Consider the following 20,524-nt stretch of genomic DNA (forward strand, 5'->3'; position numbering starts at 1 on the left):
CGTCAATCCCTGCCCGCGTCTGACGGCACTATTTTGCCAAACCGGGTTGTGACCATGCGCTCCAGGAGAAAAATCAAGCCTATGAGCGCAAAGAGTGGTAGCGCCGCGTATACCCAAACATAGGGGATGCCCGTTGCCGGCGCATGTTTCGTCGAAACCACGTCGAGCAGCTTTCCGGAGTATGACAGCAAAGCTACAAGCAGGGCTGCGGTGCAGAAATCGACGAAAAGGCGAAGCAGTCGTTGCGCCGCTGCGTTGAGGCGGGAAGACAGGAAATCGATTGCAATGAGTTCATTCCTGCTTATCAGCCAGGCGGCTCCGGCAAAAACAAGCCAGATGAAGAGGAAGCGAGAGATTTCGGCCAGCCCGGGGGTCGCGGTCCCGGTAAAATAGCGGGTTATGACCTGGTAGAAAACCAGTGCGACAATCAAGAAAAGTGCCGCCCCCACAAAGAACGTCAGCGCCCCGCGCAAGATGCCGCCAATGGTCGTCAGAATAGCCGTCATTACCTATTGCCGAGAACCATCCGCCCGCCCAACAGGGCGGGCGGATGTGTAGTTCTATTTTACCGAACGGAACTTCTCGATGACTGGCTGCAAGGCCGGATCATACTGAGCTTCTGCCGCTTTGGCGATGAAGGGAGCCAGGTCAGGCTTGGTGACGACAACGCCTTCCGCTTCCAGTTCCTTCAAGAGGGCAGCCTGCGTTTCGTCAGTGTAGGTCTTGTACCAGTCCGCGCTTTCCGTCGCTGAATCGACGATAGCTTTTTGAGTGGCTTCATCAAGGCCGTCGAACCATTGGGCGTTGCACATAAAGCCCATTGTTTCAGCCATATGGCTGGTCAGCGCCAGGTTCTTGTCGACTTCATAGAACCTCTTGTCCTTGATTGCCGTCAAGGGCTGTTCAACGCCATCAACGACATGACTTTGCAGGGCGGCATATACTTCCTCGAAAGCGACTGTAGCCGGGTTCGCACCGAGAGCTCGAATGGATTCGATGTAAGCGGGAATGCCCGGAGCTCGAATTTTGAGCCCCGAAAGATCTTCAACCTTGGTGATCGGCTTGTTGGTCAACATGTGACGAAACCCGTGGAATGCCGGTCCAACGACGCGAATGCCGGCCTGCTTGGCAATATCGTCAAGAACCTCCTGACCGACAGGGCTGCGCCAGATGCGGAAAAAATGGTCTTCGTCGCGATAGATATACGCGACGCCTTCAATATTGGCCGCCGGGTGAAATGAACCCAGTACGCCGACACTTTCATAGAGGCATTCGAGCACGTTTCCCTTCACCTGCTCGACCATCTCATCGACGGTGCCCAGGTGGGAGTTGGGAAACAGCTCGACCGATGCAGCGTCCCCAAGCCGGCCCTTGAGCTTTTCAGAAAAGACTTCCATCGCTTTGGTGTCCGGGCTGGCATCTGTACCAGCTCCTCCAATTCGAATGGAGACGTCGGCATGCGCCGTGCCAGCAAGGCAGACTGCGGCAACAAGTGTGGTGATCCAGGCTTTCATCTTATTCCCCTGTTTGAGTTTGTATGATCGGACCTCAGGCTGCCGCCTGGGCGTCCAGCTTTCCGGCAAACTGCACCAACGCCTCATCGAGCGCGTCGACCAGCATGTCGATTTCGCTTTCTTCAATCGTGAATGGTGGACTGATCTGGATGTGATCTCCGCCTTTGCCAAAGTTGGCGCCCGGCACGCCTCCGCCCACGATCACGCCACGGTCTCGCAGGGCTGAAACAAGCTGGCCGGTAAAATTGAGGTCGGGAGAGAACGGCGCGCGCGTCGCGCGATCAGCTACGAATTCCAGCCCGGCGTACAATCCGCGACCGCGCACTTCGCCGATGAGCGGATGTCGCTGTTGCAGGTCGCGCAGACGTCCGTGCAGGTAAGGCCCGACGGTCGAAGCGCGAGTGAACAGGCCCTCACGCTGCATGATGTCAAAAACCTGAAGTCCAATAAAACACGAACTTGCATGGCCGCTGTAGGTAAACCCATGCACGAAACGCCGACGACCTTCTTCAAAGAAATCGGTAATCCTGTCGTTGACGATAACGGCTCCCAGCGGCGCGTATCCTGAACCAATCGCTTTGCCGCAAGTGATCATGTCAGGCAGCACACCCCAGTCTTCAATGGCGAAAGGCCGGCCGGTGCGCCCGTAGCCCATCAGGACCTCATCAGCGATAAACAGTATCCCGTAGCGATCGCATATTTCACGGACCTGGCGGTAATAATCCGGCGGCGGCGTTACTCCGGAGGCGGTCGTACCGACTATCGTTTCCGCAAAGAAGCAGGAGATCGTTTCGGGACCCTCCAACAGGATCGCCCGCTCCAATTCCTCGACGCACGCATTTGTGCATCCACCGCGGTCCCGACAGTATCCGCAACGATACTCGTAGGGCGGCGCCACATGCACAACCGGCAGAAGATAGGGATCGTAGGCCGCTCGCCAGCTCGTGCGCCCTGACAAGGACAGCGTGGCAATGGTGACACCATGATAGCTCTGCCATCGCGCAATCATCTTGTGTCTTTTGGGCTCGCCGCGTTCAACATGATATTGCCGCGCAAGCTTCAAGGCAGTCTCATTTGCCTCCGACCCGCCCGAAACGAAATAGACGGAAGCCATGCCTTTCGGCGCGACAGAAAGCACGGCCTCGGCAAGGCGTTCCTGCCACGGATGCGTAAAAGAGGCGGTATAGACATAGCTGACGTCTTTCCCCTCCCGCGCCAGCGCATCGTAGATTTCGGTGCGGCCATGGCCGATCCCGACCACGCCCGCGCTGCCTACCGCGTCAAGATATTTGCGTCCGTCTGTCGTTTCGATCCACACGCCATCTGCGCGTGCCGCGACAGGCAAATGGGCGGAATAGTCCCGATAGAAAATTCCACTGCGCGGCTTTTGCTCAAGCATCGTGTCAATTTCCCCTACACCTTCATTATCGATTATCGATAATTGTTGCAAGGGTTGAATTTCTGTTCGTCGTTGGCGTATGCAGCAATGGCACAGCTTGCGCGATGCACTGGTGCAGCAGATGTCATGGAACTTGGGAGGGCGTTTTGAGCGCAACGCGAAAAGCCCGATTGTCTCGTCCGAGCCTTGAAGCCGAAACGGCAAATTTGATACGGAATGACATACTTGGCGGAATTTGGAAGCAGGGCGATCGGCTCGTCGAAATGGATCTTGCGAATGGCTTCGGTGTGAGCCAAAGCACCATCCGTGGCGCGCTGAAGTATCTTCAGGCCGATGCATTGGTGGTCCATCGTCCCCGGCGCGGTCATTTTGTCATAGAGATTTCCGAACAGGACGTTCGTGAAATCTCCATCTTGCGTGACACTTTGGAATCTTTGGGCGCTCGATTGGCGGCACAGACGATCAACGACGACGGACGCCGCCGACTGGAGCGCGTATTCGGCGACATGCGCAACGCCGCCCGTACCGGAAACCGGCAAAAGCTCATTGAACTCGATCTGGCCTTTCATAGAACAGTGGTTGAAATCGCGGGCAGCGAACGGCTAATTGAGCTCTATAGACGTCTGGTGGGTCCCGCCCTCTTGTTTCTCAGGATGGCGGACCATTTGTATCCTGAGCCGCAGATCATCGTCGATCTGCACGAACCATTGCTTGATGCGATATGCAGCGGCGACGCCGATCGGGCCTTCGCACTAGCGCATCGACACACCCAGCCTGATGCGGAACGCATTGCCCGACCACGCGGATAGGTACGCAACCGATCGCATCGGCGAAGAAATTCTGAAGCTGGCAGGTCGAGAAAAGACTGCTTTCAGTTCGATGCCACTCGAGCAGCATTGCGCAGACCGGCGGCGAGCGCGTTGGCAATGTCGTCGGTCGCGCCGTGCCGGCGATAGACTTCAGCCGGATCTTTTCCGAGAGCCGGTGCTATTTCCACCATCCTGACCAGCGCTTCTTGCGCTGCCGGAGCGTTGCCCATCGCGCCATAGGCAATAGCTGCAAGAGACCAACTCACTCCAGAACCATCACCGATACCCCGCTTCGCGGCAGCAAGCATTTCAGGATACCTTCCGTTCAAATAGTGATCGACAGCAATGAGATGAAAATACCAGCCCGGTGGATTGACTGTCCTCTCGATGGCGCGGCGAAGGTAGGGTATGCCTTCCTCAAAGTTTCCCCGAACGGCCATGCGCCAACCGAGTTGGGCCAATGTATCGGGATCGTTCGGATTGAGTGCCAGAGCCTGACGCTGTGTACGTTCGGCCTCTTCATAGTTCCCAAGATAATGATTGATCGAAGCGAGCGCCTTGAGCGCCAGCACGCTCTTTCCGTCAAGCGAAACGGCATGCGAAGCGGCGTCGAGCGCCTTGTCAAAAGTGTCTGGCCTGCTTTCCTTCGGCACAAAGTCGAACCGCGCGGCGTCAAGATACAGCCAGCCGAGCATCGCCCACGCATCGGCGTATTCCGGGTCGCGCTTGACCGCATATTGCAGGCACGTCAATACCGGCGCATGTAGTTCTCTCGCGAAGCTGCGGCGATACGCGTAGCCGCGCAAGACGCATTCATAACTTGTCATGGTTGGAGAGAACCCGGCAGCCAACTGACGGGTCATCTCCGTCTTGATCACTCCGTATGGCTGACCCAACGCCGTCGCTATTGCGTCGGCGATATCACCCTGTACAGTCAGGAGCTTCTGCGGCGCCATTGCTCTGTCGAACTCGTCGGCCCAAAGCACACGCCCGGAGGGCACCTCCAACAATCTTGCTCCAATGCGGACACCGGATTCATCCGAACTGACACGGCCAGCAACCACGTAGGTCGCGCCGATACGACTCCCTGTTTCCAACGGATCCTCTGCCACCTGCTGGCCGGTCGGCACCTTTGGCAAGTAAAGCCGAAAATCCGAAAAGCGACTGAGTTCAGTCACAATCTGATCCGCAATTCCCACAGCTAGGAAAGCATTTTCCTGGCTGCTGCCCACGGCGTCGAATGGAAGCACCATAACCGACGGCTGAGAGATGACTGGCCCCTTGGCGGGCTGCCTATACCAATCGCCAAGCGCGACATAGCTCAGCAGGGCAACCAGAGCCACCGCCACACCGCCTGCTATAAAGGTCCACATCAATCCCGAAACGGTCTTCAGCCGGTCTGTCGTAGCGATGACGACTGATGAAGGTGATGCTAACTCAGGCGCATGATATTCCGGGTCTTCCGAAAGAACCTCAGCTGACGGATTGGCAGCACGCAAAGCGAGATCGGCTCCGGTCCGGTGCACTTCAGGCGCGTAACCGCCTTTCGGGATAGATATGCGCAATGGATTGTTGCGCCCTTCAGCAACGTAGTAGCTGGCGAGGTCGCGACGCAGCCGGCGCGCTTCGAGCCGGACCACCGGGTCTGCCTGAGCATCGAAATCCGGACCGCGTCCAAATACCGAAACCCCGATCGCGTAACCCTTTAGCATACGGTCGCGACCGGCAAGCGTTTCGCCTACCAGAAAGCGCAGCATCTCCTTGCGTCTCGACGACGCCCGAAATTCGGAGCTGCCAAGTATTCGTTCAAGCTCATCTTCGATGTCGCCCGGGCGAATATGCTCCCCCGCAACCGACTTCCCCTCTCTGAGGGTGGCGATAACCATTGCATCCAATCTCCGCACAGAGGCCGCCTACCCCGCCAAAACCACTATCGTTTGGATCTGGTCTCGACGCCTTGATCTATAGCAAATTGCGTTACTCCTAACAAACTCGCTTACGCTGCGTAACGGGCCCGTTGAGCGGCGCTAAATTTCGTCGAACACAGGTACGAACATGTTCGTACCTTGCCGTGCGCGAACACACGCGAAAGCATGCGCAAGGTGTTGGTCGGGCCAAGGCTCAACTGATGTCATGGATAGACGTAGCCGTTGTGACCCGCCGATTCGAATTGCACGAGTTTGCAATTCGACGGCTTTACGCCTCCAACCCCGATTTTCGGGTGGTTTGTGAGGACTATGCGGCTGCCACACGCGCACTCGCCTTCTGGGAGGCAGACCTAACAAGAGCAGAAGACTATCGCCGGCTGGTCGGTGAGCTTGAAGCCGAGATCCTCGAATTCCTCAACGCGCCGAGACAGACGACGGACAGGGGCTGGTGCTAATGGCGGGTGGCCAGCTTTTCAACCCGGGCGATCACTTCGATCTTTCAGACCTGCTTCCGAAAATGACCCCAGGAGCACTGAAAATGACCCCTCGTATCTTTCGACCATCCGGATGGCTGCTGGCCACCGGATTGGCATTGCTAGGCGGCTTGCCTGCGGCCGCGCAGGATCAGGCCAAACCAAACATTCTGTTCATCGTATCGGATGACACCGGCTATGGCGACCTCGGCGCCTATCTGGGCGGCGAGAACCGCGGCATGCCCACTCCCAATCTCGATCAGTTGGCGCATGACGGCATGATGTTCACCTCTTTCTATGCCCAGCCATCCTGTACTCCCGGTCGCGCAGCGATGCAGACCGGCCGTATCCCGAACCGTTCGGGCATGACCACCGTGGCCTTCCAGGGCCAGGGCGGCGGCCTGCCTGCGGCGGAATGGACACTTGGCTCGGTCATGAAGACGGGCGGCTATGACACCTATTTCACCGGCAAGTGGCACCTGGGCGAGGACGACTACGCACTCCCCAACGCGCAGGGCTATGACGTCATGAAGTATGTCGGCCTGTACCATTTGAACGCCTACACCTATGCAGACCCGACCTGGTTCCCGGACATGACTCCCGATCTGCGCGCCATGTTCGAGAAGGTGACCAAGGGCTCTCTCTCGGGCAAGGCCGGCGAGAAGGCTACTGAAGACTTCAAGATCAATGGTCAGTATGTCGACACACCGGACAAGGGTGTGGTGGGTATCCCCTTCTTTGACGGCTATATCGAAAAGGCGGCGCTGGAATTCCTCGACGAAGCCGCGAAGAAGCCGAACACGCCGTTCTATATCAATGTGAACTTCATGAAGGTCCACCAGCCGAACCTTCCGGCACCGGAGTTTCAAGGCAAGTCCATCTCGAAAAGCAAATATGCCGACTCAGTGGTGGAACTCGATACCCGTATCGGCAACATCCTGAAAAAGCTCGACGACCTCGGACTACGTGACAACACCATCGTGTTCTACACCACCGACAACGGTGCATGGCAGGACGTCTATCCGGACGCTGGATATACGCCGTTCCGTGGAACAAAAGGCACCGTGCGTGAGGGCGGCAACCGCGTTCCCGCAATGGTCCGCTGGCCTGGCCACGTTAAGCCGGAGGGCAAGAGCGCGGCCATCGTCGGCGGCCTCGACCTCATGGCAACCTTCGCTTCTGTCGCTGGAATCAAATTGCCCACGGAAGATCGGGAAGGCAAGCCGATCATCTTCGACAGCTACGACATGACGCCCGTCTGGGAAGGAACAGGTCCTTCCAAGCGCAATTCCTGGTTCTACTTCACCGAGAACGAACTGACCCCCGGCGCGGCCCGCGTGGACCACTATAAGGCGGTGTTCAACCTGCGTGGCGACGATGGCGCATCAACCGGCGGTCTCGCAGTTGACTCGAACCTCGGCTGGAAGGGTGCGGAGAGCTATGCCGCAACTGTTCCTCAGGTATTTGACATCCTGCAGGATCCCCAGGAACGCTATGATATTTTCATGAACAACTTCACCGAGCGCACCTGGACCATGGTTACGATCAGCCAGGCGATCAACGACCTGATGCAGACCTATGTAAAGTATCCGCCCCGCAAGTTGCAGAGCGAGAGCTATTCGGGCCCGATCACCTTGACTCAGTACCAGCGTTTCCAGTTCATCCGCGATGAGTTGGCCAAAGATGGGGTAACCATCGGACTGCCCACCGGTAACTGAAGACTGATTGCGATCGATCGCCGGGACTTCTCCCGGCGATCGTTTTCTGTTTCATCGGTGGAGAATTCCATGAACTATGTACGACGTACCTTCTTGAAACTCGCGCTCGTCGCGACATTCGCATTTGGATCGACAGCGTCTGTGTTTGCACAGGACCTTCCCTCGTGGAAGGAAGGCGCGACGAAACAAAGCATCGTCGACTTTGTTACGGCCGTTACCAAAGAAGGGGGCCCGGACTACGTGGCCCCGGCGGACCGTATCGCCACGTTCGACAATGACGGCACGCTGTGGGGCGAACAACCCATGTATGTCCAGCTCGCGTTTGCGCTGGATCGCGTTAAGGCGATGGCGCCCGACCACCCGGAATGGAAGGACACCGAGCCTTTCAAGTCGATCCTTGCCAACGACCTTGTCGGCGTGGCCGCGTCGGGGGAGAAGGGGCTCATGGAAGTCGTCGGTGCGACCCACGCCGGAATGACGAGCGAGGAATTCACTAAAATCGCAACCGACTGGATCGAGAGCGCCAGGCATCCCAAGACTGGACGTCTGTATACCGAAATGGTGTTCCAGCCGATGCTGGAGTTGATCGACTACCTCAAGTCGAATGAGTTCAAGGTATTCATCGTATCGGGCGGCGGCATGGAATTCATGCGGCCATGGACCGAACGCGTGTATGGCATTCCTTCAGAGAGGGTCGTGGGATCATCCATCAAGGCCAAGTATGATGACAGCGGCGCCGCACCTGTCATTTCTCGTCTGGCAGAGGTCGATTTCATTGACGACGGCGCAGGTAAGCCCGTCGGCATCTACAACCGCATCGGAAAGCGCCCCATCGCCGCCTTCGGCAATTCAGACGGCGACTTCCAGATGCTCGAATGGACAACTTCCGGCCCCGGACGCAGGTTCGGGTTGATCGTGCACCACGACGATGCCGACCGCGAATATGCATATGATCGCCAGTCACATTTCGGCAAGTTGGACAAGGCGCTCGACGCCGCACCAAAGCACGGCTGGACAATTGTCAGTATTAAGGCAGACTGGAATCAAGTTTATCCACAATAACGCGGATTGGGCCGGGTGGCACAGCAGAGTTGGAAGCACGATTCCTGAGGAGAGGAAGCCATGAAAAATCTGTTTGCGTTCGGGTTGCTGTCATGTGTCACCACTCTGACTGCGGTATCTAATGCCTCTGCCGAGGATGCCGACCTTGCAAAGCAACTGTCCAATCCCATCGCCTCGCTCATCAGCGTACCCTTCCAATTCAACTACGATACCGGATATGGCTCTGAGGACGGATCGAAGGCCACGGTCAATGTGCAGCCGGTAATTCCGATTTCCCTCAACGAAGACTGGAACCTTATCTCGCGCACAATTGTTCCGATTGCATGGCAACGATATCGCCGGCGACTCCGGAAGCCAGTTCGGCCTCGGCGATACGACCCAGAGCCTGTTCTTCTCGCCAAAAGCGCCCGGTCCTGGTGGTCTCATCTGGGGCGTCGGTCCTGTGCTGCTTCTGCCGACCGGAACGGACCCGCTCTTGAGCGGAGAGAAGTGGGGGGCAGGTCCTACCGGCGTCGTCCTGAAACAGAGTGGCCCGTGGACCTATGGCGTCCTGGCCAACCAGATATGGTCGTTCGCGGGCGACGACGATCGCAGCGATATAAACGCGACTTTCCTGCAACCTTTCATCAGCTACACGACGAAGGATGCGTGGACCTTCGCGCTCAACACTGAATCGACATATGATTGGGAAGCCGAAGCATGGTCCGTGCCCATCAATTTCATGGTGGGCAAGTTGGTGACGATCAACAAGCAGCCCATCAATTTCCAGGCTGGTCTGCGCTATTGGGCTTCGAGTCCGGACGGCGGACCTGATGGATTTGGCGCACGCTTTGCCATCACTTTCCTGTTCCCGAAGAAATAACCTCAACCAATTCCGGTCGCCCGCCCGTTTCAGGGATCGACCCGCAGAACAGCAGTCACGCCCAGTTTAGCAACCTCACCGTTCAGCCAAGGCGAGAGAACATGAAGTCGTTTGCTTGATAGAGGGCCAGCCAGGTCAGCACGATGCACTATTTCCTGACGGTTCTCTTTCTTGCGATGTTCGGTCTGGCGACAGGCGCACGCGCCATGGACGCGCCAGACTATGTCGGGTCCCAACAATGCGGAACCTGCCATCAGGCGGAGATGCACACTTGGTCGGGCTCGCATCACGGATGGGCATTGCGCGAGCCTGCGCCGGAAAATGTACTCGGCAATTTCAACGATGTCCGTTTCGAACATAAGGGTGTCGTCTCGAGGTTCTTCCGCGATGGCGACGCTTACGTCGTTGAAACCGATGGGCCAGACGGTCGACTCGACCAATTCAAGATACGCTATGTCGTGGGGGTCGAGCCGCTTCAGCAGTATCTGGTCGAACTTCCCGGCGGCAGGCTTCAAGCGCTCGATATCGCCTGGGACACTGTCGCCGGGCGTTGGTACCATCTCTATCCCGATCAGGACGCGACTGCGGGAAACGGCCTTCACTGGACAGGCTTCTACAAAAATTGGCAGGCGCGATGCGCGGTCTGCCATCAGACCGACTTTCGCAAGAACTATAAGCAGGAAACCCATAGCTATCAGAGTACATGGTCGGAACTGACGGTGGGTTGCGAGGCATGCCATGGCCCGGGTGGGACACACGTCGCATGGGCACAGAAGAAGCCCCAGCGTCAGTGGACCGGTCTCCTCCCGAACGGTTTATTGAAGCCACAGTCGAACAGCAGGCAGTCGATCGAACAGGATATGTGCGGCCCGTGTCACTCGCGTCGCGATCCACTCGGCGCAGACAGCACCTTGCCGGGCGACCACTTCTCTGACCACTACGCCTTGACCCCGCTCGGCGGCCTCTATTTCGCCGACGGTCAGCAGTACCAGGAGGTCTATATACTAGGTTCGTTCCTGCAATCGAAAATGCATGAGAAAGGGGTCACGTGTTCCAACTGCCATGATCCGCATTCGGGTCGGACACTGGCCGAAGGCAACGCAATATGCACGCAATGCCACAACGAGTCGGGCCGCGCCGAATTTCCTTCGCTCGTCTCGAAGAAATACGATTCTCCCCAACACCATCATCACACGGAAGGCACGCCCGGTGCGCAATGCGTGAACTGCCACATGCCCGAGCGCAAATATATGACCGTGGACGGACGGCGTGACCATTTCTTCCGGATTCCAGATCCGGAGCTTTCGAAACTGATAGGTTCGCCGGACGCATGCGGGACCTGCCACACCGACAAAACTGCCGAATGGGGGGCATCCGCAATCCACTCTTGGTCGCCCGACCGTGCGCCGTCCGACCATTCCACCGCGTTGCTGTTTTCCGATGTTCTACAGAAAGGCCTGAGCAGCGAGCGGCTTTCCGAACTGGCAACTTTGGCGCAGGACACCAGAAAGCCAGACGTCGTACGTGCCAGCGCATTGGACGACATGGGCGACCAGGTCGACCCGGCCATGCTGGAGCCCTTGTCCAGGCTTTTGACCGACAGCAGTGAACTCGTCCGTTCAAAGGCTCCGCGACTGTGGCGTTCGGTGCCCGGACCCGAACGGGTGCGCATATTGATGCCACTGCTCAAGGACCCGGTCGCCACTGTGAGAATTGCCGCCGCGCTCGAAATGGCTTCCATCAAGCCGGACGACCTGCCGATGGAAACTCGTTCCGGTCTCGACGCCGCACTTCAGGAGATGCGCGCGTCTATGACCGCAAAGTCTGATTTCCCCGAGGGCCAGATGGCCATCGGCGGACTTGCAGTGGCGAGTGGGAATTGGGTCGCTGCGCAGGAGGCCTTCGCCGAGGCTGTGTTTATGGATCCCCAATTGGTGCAGGTCTGGCTGACGCGGGCGCGGATTGCAGGTGCGCTCGGCGACAACGCCGAGGCAATTGCGATCCTTAATGCCGCCTATACGCAAAATCCGGCGAGCGCCGATGTCGGCGGCGCGCTCGCTCAACTACTGCTCAGTCAAGGACGCCTTCCCGATGCAATCCCGGTGCTTCGCGATCTCCTTGAGGTCGTACCAGATGATCTGCATACCCGCATCAATCTTGCATATGCGCTGCTCCAGACTGGCGATCTGCAAGCGGCCGGGATGGAGATCGGACGCTTGCGCCTATCGAATCCGCAGCAACCCGAAGTGATGATCCTGCACGCATCCCATCAACTCGCCCTCGGAGATCTGGTCGGAAGCCGTGAAACCGTGCGGGAACTGAAGCGCGCCTATCCCAACCTGCGTCTTCCGCCCAAACTCGAGGCGCTTGCTACGCTTCCGTGATCGAGGCCCCAACTCACGAAACGGATGGTTGGAACATGTTCGTACCTAGTCTGGTCGTACCGCCCGCAGCTAGTGTTGGAAATATCGAAGCGAAATGGCGACAAGCGGGCGAACAGTTCGATCGGAGCACCTGACACATGAAAGCTGACAGCACCACCTCGCTCCATCTCAATCGACGTTCATTGCTTTCGGCGGCCGCCTTGCTTCCTGCGCTTGCCGCCTCAGGAGGGCTATTAGGCTCCGCGATTGCAGCAGATGAGCCACTCGCATCATGGAATGACAGTGGGCCGAAGGCCGCCATCATCGACTTCGTAGAACAGGTCACAAATCCGAGTTCGAGCGAATTCGTGCCCGAGGCGGAGCGCATTGCCGTTTTTGACAATGACGGAACGCTCTGGGTGGAACAGCCGATGTATACCCAACTCGCGTTCGCCCTGGCCCGTGTCAAGCAGGCGGCAGACTCTCATCCGGAGTGGAAGACAACACAGCCCTTCAAGGCGGCGCTGGAAGGCGATTTCAAGGCATTGGCAGCGAGCGGGGAAAAGGGATTGCTCGACCTCGTCATGGCAACGCATGCCGGGATGACGGTCGCGCAATTCGAAACCATCGTTACGACATGGCTGAGTGAAGCCAGAGACCCGCGCTTCAATCGTCCCTATACCGAACTGGTATACCAGCCGATGATTGAGCTGCTGGCCTTTCTGCGATCCAAGGGCTTCAAGACATTCATTGTATCAGGAGGAGGCATCGAGTTCATGCGCCCCTGGAGCGAACAAATCTACGGGGTGCCCTCCGACCAGGTGATCGGATCTTCCATCAAGACCAAGTTCACGATGCGCGATGGCGTTCCCACGCTCTTCCGCCTGCCCGAAGTCAATTTTGTCAATGATGGTCCGGGAAAGCCGGTCGGGATCAACGAGCACATAGGTATGAGGCCGATTGCTGCGTTCGGCAATTCCGACGGCGACCTGGAGATGTTGCAATGGACGACGATGGGAGCCGGTCCCAGCTTCGGCCTTATTGTCCATCATACCGATGCAGAGCGTGAATATGCCTACGACCGCCAGTCATCCTTCGGACATCTCGACAAGGCGCTCGAAGCCGCTTCAGTCAATCACTGGACCGTCGTCGACATGCAGAAGGATTGGAAGATAATCTTTTCATTTGATTCCAAATGATTTCTGGCAAGCGCCAACCTATGGGGCTTTGCGTGTTGCTCTCGCAGAGGCATCCGCTCGGATTGCTGCCGCAATTTCACCAACAAGGCGATCGACCAGTGCTTGCCATTCAACTCGCCTGACATCGCGCAAATGAGCGGGCTCCCTGTCTGTTGACGAAAGGGCCAGTTCTGCCTCCTCAAGTTCTTCGCAAACTTCCCGAAACACTTCGTCGGTTTTGATCAGCCTCCTGATGGCCAGTTCGAAATGCGGGAAACGGCGAATTGCGGCCGAGAAAGATTCTCGTCTATTGGTCCGTGCATCCTTCATCTTACAATCCTGTGATCAGCAGGTTAGCCACGTGCTTCTGGCGCGGCTATGATTTGTATGTAATTTACGTGACCAGATTGAACCCAGACGCGATGCGCATACGCATCGCGAGCGAGGCGGGAGGGGCCCCTGGGACAGGCAGAATCGTCGACCGACAGGGAGAACGTTTCGGCGGCGGATTGCCGCGCTCAACTCGTCCGTGTGCTCGCCAGTCCGGATTTCGACACGACCGAGCGCGTGCATCGCTTTCTGAGCTATGTCGTCGAGGAAACCCTGTCAGGGCGCGGTACTCGCATCAAAGCCTATTCTGTTGCGATCGAGGTCTTCGGTCGGGATGCGTCTTTTGATCCAGAATCAGATCCTGTTGTTCGCATCGAAGCCGGACATCTGAGGCGGGCATTGGAGCGCTATTACCTGACCGCCGGGAGAGCCGACCCGATACTCATCACTATCTCCAAGGGCGGCTATGTTCCTACGTTCTCGCGTCAGTCTCACGAAGTTCGCCCTGCCATACCGCCGGCTCCGTCGGTAACTACAGGGCCGAACAGCGGTAGTACACTTGCTCTTGCCGCCGCGTCGGCTCTTGTTGCAGCGGTGCTGTTGGCGGCTTTGATTGTATGGTGGTTGCCTCCATCCGGGACCAAGCAGCGGGAGCCGGAACGGCCTCGGCTTCTGGTGCAATCCTTCGAAGATTTGGCAGGCACAGACGCTTCCTCGGCATTTGTGAAGGGACTTTCACAAGAGATTGTCAGCCAGCTTTCAAAGTTCAAAGACGTAGTCGTCGTCGAATCCGACGATGTGCGCCCAGACCGCTCTGTTACTCTGCCACGTTTTGCCCTCGCCGGAAGTGTCGATCTGGCGGCAGACGAATTTCGGCTTCGGGTGCGGCTGATCAATCGCGACGACGACTCGATTTTGTGGGCCAACAGTTATGACGGCAGGATGAGTGTCGGAGAGCTTGTCCGGGCGCAATCTGACATGGCACGCAACATAGCGACAACGCTTGCCCAGGCCTATGGCGTCATCTCCAAGGCAGATGCAGCCCTGGTCATGGACAATCCGCCAGACGATTGGGCAGCCTACTCTTGCACCCTGTCTTTCTATGCATATCGTGCGGAGGCTGATTTGAATCAATTGCCCGGCGTGCGCGATTGCCTCGAACGAGCCGTCGCTCAATTCCCGAACTATGCGACCGCATGGGGGCTGTTGTCGCAAGCCTATATAGACGGGATACGATTCAGATATCCATTTGACCCCCATACATCTTCCAAGGCAATCGAAATGGCGCTCGCTGCGGCAAAGCGCGCGGTTGATCTTGATCCGTTCAATGTCCGTGGTCTGCAGGCACAGATGTTCGCACTTTATTTTGCCAAGGATGTTGACGCCGCTCTGGCGGTAGGCAAGCGCGCGATGACCATCAATCCAAATGATACGGAGCTTATGGGTGAATACGGCTATCGCCTGGCCCAATCGGGAAACTGGTCGGAAGGGTGTCTGCTGATTGCAGAAGCCCGGGATCGAAACCCGGGTCCCTTAGCCTACTATGAAACAGCTCTGGCGTTATGCGCGTATTTTGCCGGCAACTATGAGCAGGCTGCAGCCTTGATCAGGCGCGCACCAGCTGTACGAAATCCGAACTATCACGCAATCGCTGCGGCCATATTTGGTGAAAGCGGCAATGCGACTGAGGCCGCTCATGAACGGGCATGGCTGGAAACCAACGTGCCAGCACTCATACAGAATGCACGGCAAGAAGTGTCATTCCGCTTCATGCGCCCGGGCGATGTCGAATTTTTTCTTGGATCGCTGAAGAAGGCAGGACTCGACATCAAGGACTGATGCGAAATGGATCCACGCACTTCTCTACTGGTAGCCTACAGTTAATTACGTTCCTTATCATCATTCGATCCGGCACAACTTAAAGCAAGAACGCCTGTCGGATACTGGAGGATTGTACGATGAAACTTCTTCGCCGCACCGTTTCGCTGGGGGCCGCTAGCGTGCTCGCCGCAACCTCGCTCAGTTCAGGGTCAGCGCTTGCCGACGGCTTGATCTCGGATCTCATGGAGGGGTCCGATGAGTTCGGTCTTGCCGTTGAAGCCTATGCCTATGGCTATCCACTTGTGACGATGGAGATGACGCGCCGCGTCATCACCAATGTCGCCGAGCCTAAGGGGACCAGGGCGCCGATGGGTCATCTCATCAGATTGCGTGAGTATCCGGATGCCAAGTTCCGGGATGTTACCGCGCCCAATGCGGACACGCTTTACACGACGGCTTTTTTCGACGTCGGCGAAGAACCATGGATCGTCAGCTTGCCAGACATGAACGATCGCTACGCACTATTTCCGATGCTGGATGGCTGGACCACCGTTTTCGAGGTTCCCGGCAAGCGGACCACGGGGACGCAGGCGCAGACTTACGCCATAACCGGCCCCGGCTGGGAAGGAACGCTGCCGGAGGGCGTCAAGCAGTACAAGTCACCGACCAGCATTGTCTGGCTCCTTGGCCGCATCTACTGCACGGGTACGCAGGAAGATTACGCGGAGGTTCACAAGCTTCAGGATCAGGTGAAGTTGTATCCGTTGAGCGCATGGGGGAAGGAATGGACGCCACCCGCGGGGAACGTAGACCCGTCGATCGATATGAAGACGGCGGTGCGCGACCAGGTCAACAAGATGGACGCGGTCGAATATTTCACTCTGCTGGCCGAGCTCCTGAAGCGTAATCCACCGTATGACGCCGATGCGCCGATGCTGGAGAAGCTTGCGCAGATTGGAATCGTACCCGGAAAGGATTTCGACAAATCGAAGTTCGATCCAGCCTTCGCAAAGCGGGTCCCGCAAATTGGCTTCGCCAAGATCATGTTGCACTTCAAGTTCAGCGATGGCGATATTAAGGACGTTGATGGCTGGGGCTTTACGATGAAGACCGGCATCTACGGTACCAACTATGTCCAGCGGGCGCTCATAACAGCCGTCGGACTCGGAGCAAACAGACCTCAGGACGCGATCTATCCAACGTCGCAGAAGTCCAATGGGGAGATCATCAACCGAAAATATGACGGATCCGAAAAATACGTCCTGACCTTCAAAAAGGATCTCACTCCACCCGTCTCCGGCTTCTGGTCGCTGACCATGTATGACGAGAATTACTTCTTTGTCGACAATCCGCTGAACCGCTATTCGATCAGCGCGCGTCAACCGCTAAAGGCCAACGCGGATGGTTCGATCGATCTGCTGATCCAGCACGAATCCCCTGGTTCCGACAAGGAGTCCAACTGGCTTCCCGCGCCTCCGGGCAAGTTCATCCTGATGATGCGGCTGTATTGGCCGAACGAAAGCAATCCGTCGATCATCGATGGAACTTGGACAATTCCTCCGGTTAGAAAGGTGAGTTGAGTACTGACAAGGCGCGGCGCACGGGTGAGGGTTTTGCCGGTTTTGTTAGTTCGTCAAGGGGACTGCAGAGCAAGGAATTTGTCTTCCACCATCAGGGATCGCTGGGTAAGTGTGCAGGGAATGTGCACTTGCGTCAGAGCAAGCGCTTCCGATGTGCCTTTCACGGTGAGATTTGCGCGAAGGTAGCAACAGTGCCGCGACGGAAAGCTACCAAGCATTCGGAATTGGAGGCGTTTTCAACAGGTCATTTGGCGATTGCAGCGCCACGGCGTTGCGAACAATCACGATAGTGCCCGCTCTTCTAGTGGCCTATTGAAACGCTTTTCAATTCGGTGAATGCCTCGACGCCTTCGCGTCCGTTTTCGCGTCCGAAGCCGGATTGCTTGTAGCCTCCGAACGGCAACGCGAAGTCATTGCCCGCGCCGTTTATACGGATCGAACCAGCCCTCAGTTTCCGGGAAAGCAGATGCGCGGTCGTGAGGTCGCGTGTCCAGATCGCCGCAGAAAGCCCGTAGACCGTGTCGTTTGCCTCGCGGGCAATGCTGTCGAGATCGTCTTCGCTGAAAGATGCGGCACAAAGAACCGGACCGAATATTTCCTCGCGCATCACGCTCATGTCCGGCTTCGTCTGCACAAAGACGGTGGGCTCGATGAAATAGCCTTCACTTCCGATGCCTCGGCCGCCCGTCGTCAAGGTCGCTCCCTCGGAAACGCCGGCCTCGATATGGCCGAGTATGCGGTCCCGCTGCTCGCGCGAAATGACCGGGCCCATCTGCGATCCGGCGTCGAATCCCGGTCCGACTTTGATCTTTTCGGCACGTTCCGACACACCCTCCACAACCCGGTCGAACACGTCGCGATGCGTGTAGAGGCGAGAATTGGCGGTGCAGACCTGGCCGGCGTTCCCGAATATGCGGGCAGCCGCACCCTCGATGGCCTGCTCCAGATCGGCGTCCGGAAAGATGATGACCGGCGATTTGCCGCCAAGCTCGAGGCTGACGCGCTTGAAGTCGCCCGCCGCCGCGCGAAGTATGTTGCGGCCAACCTGCGTCGAGCCGGTGAATGAAATCTTGTCGACGCCGGGGTGTTCCGTCAGGGCCGCTCCTGCCTCGCGCCCATAGCCGGTGACGATGTTGACGACGCCATCGGGAATGCCAGCTTCGCAGATCAGCATCCCCAGACGCAAGGTGGTCAGGGAGGTCTGTTCGGCAGGTTTCAGAACGACCGTGCAGCCCGCCGCGAGGGCAGGCGCAAGCTTGAGGATCGCGTTGACAAGGGGAAAATTCCACGGGGCGATAAGCCCCGCGACGCCAACCGGTTCGCGCAAGGTGTACATGAGCAGCGCGTTTTCGCTCGATGGAGCGATCGTGTCGCCCGTCAGCTTCGTTGGCCATCCGGCATTGTAGCGCAGATGCCCCACGGCGGTCGCGACATCGGCGCGTGCCGCGCCCAACGGCTTTCCGTTGTCGAGCGTTTCCAGAAGCGCGAACTCCTCGGAATTCGCCTCGATCAGGTCGGACAGCCGCCAGATCAACCGGCTGCGCTCGGTTGGTGTTATCCGCGTCCACGGGCCTTCGTCAAAGGCGGCTCTCGCGGCCTTGACCGCAAGATCGACCTCCGCCTTTCCACCCGCAGCGATATGAGCGATGACCTTGCCCGTCGCCGGATTATGGACGTCGATCGGTTCTTCAGACCCTGCCGCGATCCAACTGCCGTTGATGAGAATCTTGCCTGCGGGTCCCATGAACCGCACAAGGTTCGCCAGATATTCCTTTGCCAGTTCGTCCATTGCAGTCACCTCAGGCGGCTTTCTCATCCTCGAGGATCAGGTCCGCGCCTTTTTCACCGATCATGATCGATGCGGCGTTTGTCGGTCCCGAGATCGGAGTGGGCATGATGGAGGCATCGACGACACGCAGGCCGCGCAAGCCCCTCACTCGGAGGCGCGGATCGACGACGGCGCCCGCGTCACCGTCCGGTCCCATGCGCGCTGTCCCGGTATGATGGTAGACGGTCCCGCCGCGCTTGCGGGCGAAGTCGAGGATTTCGCTGTCGCTTTGCACGGAGGACCCCGGAAAGACTTCTTCCACGACATGGGGGGCGAATGTCGGTGTGTGGAGGATGCGCCGCGCGGTGCGAACGATCTGGATGATCGCCTTCTGGTCTGCCTCGGTGCTCAGATAGTTGGGCTGAATTGCCGGCTGGACGTCGATGTCCGTCGAGCGGGCGCGTACAAAGCCACGGCTTTCGGGTCGCTGCTGATGGCCGCCAAGCGTGATACCGGGATAGCGGTCGAGCAGGCCCGGTATTCCTTCCTGATAGCTTCCCGGAGTGAAGGATATCTGGAGATCGGGATTGTCCAGCGCCGGGTCGGAGCGGAAAAACAGACGCATGAGCGTGGGCGCCATGCCGAGCAGGCTCGGTCTGCCAGCCGCCCATTTTGCGATTTCCCACGCCAGCGGAATGCCCCGACCGCGTTCATTGACCGTGCTGAGACCCCGCACCTTTGTGGCGACGCGCAACTGGAAATGGTCAGAGAGGTTTGCTCCGACGCCGGGAATATCTCGGATCACCTCCACTCCGAGCGAGCGCAGATGTTCCTTCGGGCCGACGCCTGAAATCTGCAGAAGGCGGGGGGAATTCAGGGCACCCGACGACAAGATCACTTCGCGCCGCGCCCGCACTTCCGAGACGGGACCGCCCTTGCCGCCCTTGCGATATTCCACGCCGACCGCCTCGCCGTCGCGGAACAATATCCTTGTTGCGGAACTGTTGGCGCGCAATGAAACCCGGCCGGTCTTCAGGGCGGGCTTCAGGAATGCACGCGCCGCGCTCTGTCGAATGAGCCACCGCCCGGTGGTGTCGATTGTGAACTGCCAGGTTCCGACACCTTCCTGGCCGTCGCCATTATAGTCGTCCGTGTAGGGAAAACCGAGGCTGGTCGCGGCCTTGACGAACATGTCGCATAGCGGATCGCGCGAATGGGCATCCGTGACGGTAAGCGGCCCGTCGAAGCCCCTATACCTTGCGTCGCCCTTGCCGATGCGCCGCTCGGAGCGCTTGAAATACGGCACGACGTCCTCATAGCCCCATCCCGGATTGCCTTTCTGCGCCCAGGTGTTGAAATCGTCCGGCTGTCCGCGATTGTAGATCAGGCCGTTGATCGCGCTCGAACCGCCGACGCCCCGTCCCTGAACCAGTTTGATCTGCCGTCCATCGGATCCGGGTATTCCCTCGCTGAGGAAATTCCAGGTACGGGTGGTGCTGAAGATGTTCTTCACATAGCCAGCGGGAATTTGAATGTAGGGGTCCTTGTCGGTCGGACCAGCCTCGAGGACGCACACGGTTTTTCCCGCTTCCGATAATCGCAAGGCCACAACGCAGCCCGCGCTTCCTGCCCCCACTATGACGTAGTCGAACTCCTCTGGCATGCGTCTGTTCCTTGGTCGAAATTGCGGTGCGGGTGCCCAGTGCTGAGCACCCGCCC

At 58.0% G+C, this 20,524-nt stretch carries 16 protein-coding genes and 1 pseudogene; 9 read left to right on the plus strand and 8 right to left on the minus strand.

Annotation, left to right across the window (positions count from 1 at the left end; all coding sequences use genetic code 11):
• Positions 1–2: 2 nt before the first annotated feature.
• Genes M9924_05745 through M9924_05755 form a run of 3 tightly spaced genes read right to left on the minus strand, consistent with a single transcriptional unit; the run spans position 3 to position 3,069 of the window.
• Entirely contained in the window at positions 3–506 is a 504-nt protein-coding gene (locus M9924_05745) for a TRAP transporter small permease (protein MCO5063905.1), read from the minus strand.
• A gap of 54 nt (positions 507–560) precedes the next feature.
• Positions 561–1,514 carry a TRAP transporter substrate-binding protein gene (locus tag M9924_05750; protein MCO5063906.1) on the minus strand — a complete coding sequence of 318 codons (954 nt, stop codon included), beginning with the start codon at positions 1,512–1,514 and terminating at the stop codon, positions 561–563.
• A gap of 34 nt (positions 1,515–1,548) precedes the next feature.
• The gene (locus M9924_05755; protein MCO5063907.1) at positions 1,549–3,069 is read right to left on the minus strand and encodes an aspartate aminotransferase family protein; all 1,521 of its coding nucleotides are present in this window, start codon (positions 3,067–3,069) and stop codon (positions 1,549–1,551) included.
• Between M9924_05755 and M9924_05760 the strand changes: the two genes are divergently transcribed.
• Positions 3,060–3,722: a GntR family transcriptional regulator gene (locus M9924_05760; GenBank protein ID MCO5063908.1), complete on the plus strand. Its 663-nt coding sequence runs from the start codon at positions 3,060–3,062 to the stop codon at positions 3,720–3,722. The two genes, M9924_05755 and M9924_05760, sit on opposite strands and share 10 nt — an antisense overlap.
• A 62-nt stretch (positions 3,723–3,784) precedes the next feature.
• On the opposite strand, the gene M9924_05765 is transcribed toward M9924_05760, so the two are convergent.
• Positions 3,785–5,608 (minus strand): tetratricopeptide repeat protein, encoded by a 1,824-nt coding sequence (locus M9924_05765; protein ID MCO5063909.1) that lies wholly within the window; start codon positions 5,606–5,608, stop codon positions 3,785–3,787.
• 242 nt (positions 5,609–5,850) lie between these two features.
• Between M9924_05765 and M9924_05770 the strand changes: the two genes are divergently transcribed.
• The 4 genes and pseudogenes from M9924_05770 (at position 5,851) to M9924_05785 (ending at position 9,765) form a co-directional block, all read left to right on the plus strand.
• The gene (locus tag M9924_05770; GenBank protein ID MCO5063910.1) at positions 5,851–6,105 is read left to right on the plus strand and encodes a hypothetical protein; all 255 of its coding nucleotides are present in this window, start codon (positions 5,851–5,853) and stop codon (positions 6,103–6,105) included.
• A gap of 83 nt (positions 6,106–6,188) precedes the next feature.
• Complete coding sequence (locus tag M9924_05775) at positions 6,189–7,841, plus strand: arylsulfatase (protein MCO5063911.1); 1,653 nt, start codon at positions 6,189–6,191, stop codon at positions 7,839–7,841.
• 69 nt (positions 7,842–7,910) lie between these two features.
• Entirely contained in the window at positions 7,911–8,903 is a 993-nt protein-coding gene (locus M9924_05780) for a haloacid dehalogenase-like hydrolase (protein ID MCO5063912.1), read from the plus strand.
• A gap of 60 nt (positions 8,904–8,963) precedes the next feature.
• Positions 8,964–9,765, plus strand: a pseudogene (locus M9924_05785) (transporter).
• A gap of 29 nt (positions 9,766–9,794) precedes the next feature.
• On the opposite strand, the gene M9924_05790 reads toward M9924_05785, so the two are convergent.
• Positions 9,795–10,280: a hypothetical protein gene (locus M9924_05790; GenBank protein ID MCO5063913.1), complete on the minus strand. Its 486-nt coding sequence runs from the start codon at positions 10,278–10,280 to the stop codon at positions 9,795–9,797.
• Here M9924_05790 and M9924_05795 point away from each other — a divergent pair.
• Complete coding sequence (locus M9924_05795) at positions 10,224–12,149, plus strand: tetratricopeptide repeat protein (GenBank protein MCO5063914.1); 1,926 nt, start codon at positions 10,224–10,226, stop codon at positions 12,147–12,149. The two genes, M9924_05790 and M9924_05795, sit on opposite strands and share 57 nt — an antisense overlap.
• Before the next feature lie 137 nt (positions 12,150–12,286).
• On the plus strand, positions 12,287–13,327 hold the full coding sequence (locus M9924_05800) for a haloacid dehalogenase-like hydrolase (protein MCO5063915.1): 1,041 nt from the start codon (positions 12,287–12,289) through the stop codon (positions 13,325–13,327).
• Positions 13,328–13,345: 18 nt separating this feature from the next.
• On the opposite strand, the gene M9924_05805 is transcribed toward M9924_05800, so the two are convergent.
• Complete coding sequence (locus M9924_05805; GenBank protein ID MCO5063916.1) at positions 13,346–13,636, minus strand: hypothetical protein; 291 nt, start codon at positions 13,634–13,636, stop codon at positions 13,346–13,348.
• Positions 13,637–13,837: 201 nt separating this feature from the next.
• Between M9924_05805 and M9924_05810 the strand changes: the two genes are divergently transcribed.
• Entirely contained in the window at positions 13,838–15,475 is a 1,638-nt protein-coding gene (locus M9924_05810) for a hypothetical protein (protein ID MCO5063917.1), read from the plus strand.
• Between the two features lie 119 nt (positions 15,476–15,594).
• On the plus strand, positions 15,595–17,037 hold the full coding sequence (locus M9924_05815; protein ID MCO5063918.1) for a DUF1254 domain-containing protein: 1,443 nt from the start codon (positions 15,595–15,597) through the stop codon (positions 17,035–17,037).
• Between the two features lie 301 nt (positions 17,038–17,338).
• Here the strand turns inward: M9924_05815 and M9924_05820 are convergent, their stop codons facing one another.
• Both M9924_05820 and M9924_05825 read right to left on the minus strand, forming a co-directional pair.
• The gene (locus M9924_05820; protein ID MCO5063919.1) at positions 17,339–18,826 is read right to left on the minus strand and encodes an aldehyde dehydrogenase family protein; all 1,488 of its coding nucleotides are present in this window, start codon (positions 18,824–18,826) and stop codon (positions 17,339–17,341) included.
• Between the two features lie 10 nt (positions 18,827–18,836).
• The gene (locus tag M9924_05825) at positions 18,837–20,468 is read right to left on the minus strand and encodes a GMC family oxidoreductase N-terminal domain-containing protein (GenBank protein MCO5063920.1); all 1,632 of its coding nucleotides are present in this window, start codon (positions 20,466–20,468) and stop codon (positions 18,837–18,839) included.
• Between the last annotated feature and the right edge of the window lie 56 nt (positions 20,469–20,524).

Source organism: Rhizobiaceae bacterium (assembly GCA_023953835.1).
GTDB lineage: Bacteria > Pseudomonadota > Alphaproteobacteria > Rhizobiales > Rhizobiaceae > Mesorhizobium_G.

What these genes read in the sequence shown, in the direction of transcription:
- M9924_05750 (MCO5063906.1), bottom strand. Translation starts at nt 1,514, where the DNA reads ATGAAAGCCTGGATCACCACACTTGTTGCCGCAGTCTGCCTTGCTGGC.
- M9924_05765 (MCO5063909.1), bottom strand. Translation starts at nt 5,608, where the DNA reads ATGGTTATCGCCACCCTCAGAGAGGGGAAGTCGGTTGCGGGGGAGCAT.
- M9924_05815 (MCO5063918.1), top strand. Translation starts at nt 15,595, where the DNA reads ATGAAACTTCTTCGCCGCACCGTTTCGCTGGGGGCCGCTAGCGTGCTC.
- M9924_05770 (MCO5063910.1), top strand. Translation starts at nt 5,851, where the DNA reads ATGTCATGGATAGACGTAGCCGTTGTGACCCGCCGATTCGAATTGCAC.
- M9924_05820 (MCO5063919.1), bottom strand. Translation starts at nt 18,826, where the DNA reads ATGGACGAACTGGCAAAGGAATATCTGGCGAACCTTGTGCGGTTCATG.
- M9924_05825 (MCO5063920.1), bottom strand. Translation starts at nt 20,468, where the DNA reads ATGCCAGAGGAGTTCGACTACGTCATAGTGGGGGCAGGAAGCGCGGGC.
- M9924_05780 (MCO5063912.1), top strand. Translation starts at nt 7,911, where the DNA reads ATGAACTATGTACGACGTACCTTCTTGAAACTCGCGCTCGTCGCGACA.
- M9924_05800 (MCO5063915.1), top strand. Translation starts at nt 12,287, where the DNA reads ATGAAAGCTGACAGCACCACCTCGCTCCATCTCAATCGACGTTCATTG.
- M9924_05775 (MCO5063911.1), top strand. Translation starts at nt 6,189, where the DNA reads ATGACCCCTCGTATCTTTCGACCATCCGGATGGCTGCTGGCCACCGGA.
- M9924_05805 (MCO5063916.1), bottom strand. Translation starts at nt 13,636, where the DNA reads ATGAAGGATGCACGGACCAATAGACGAGAATCTTTCTCGGCCGCAATT.
- M9924_05745 (MCO5063905.1), bottom strand. Translation starts at nt 506, where the DNA reads ATGACGGCTATTCTGACGACCATTGGCGGCATCTTGCGCGGGGCGCTG.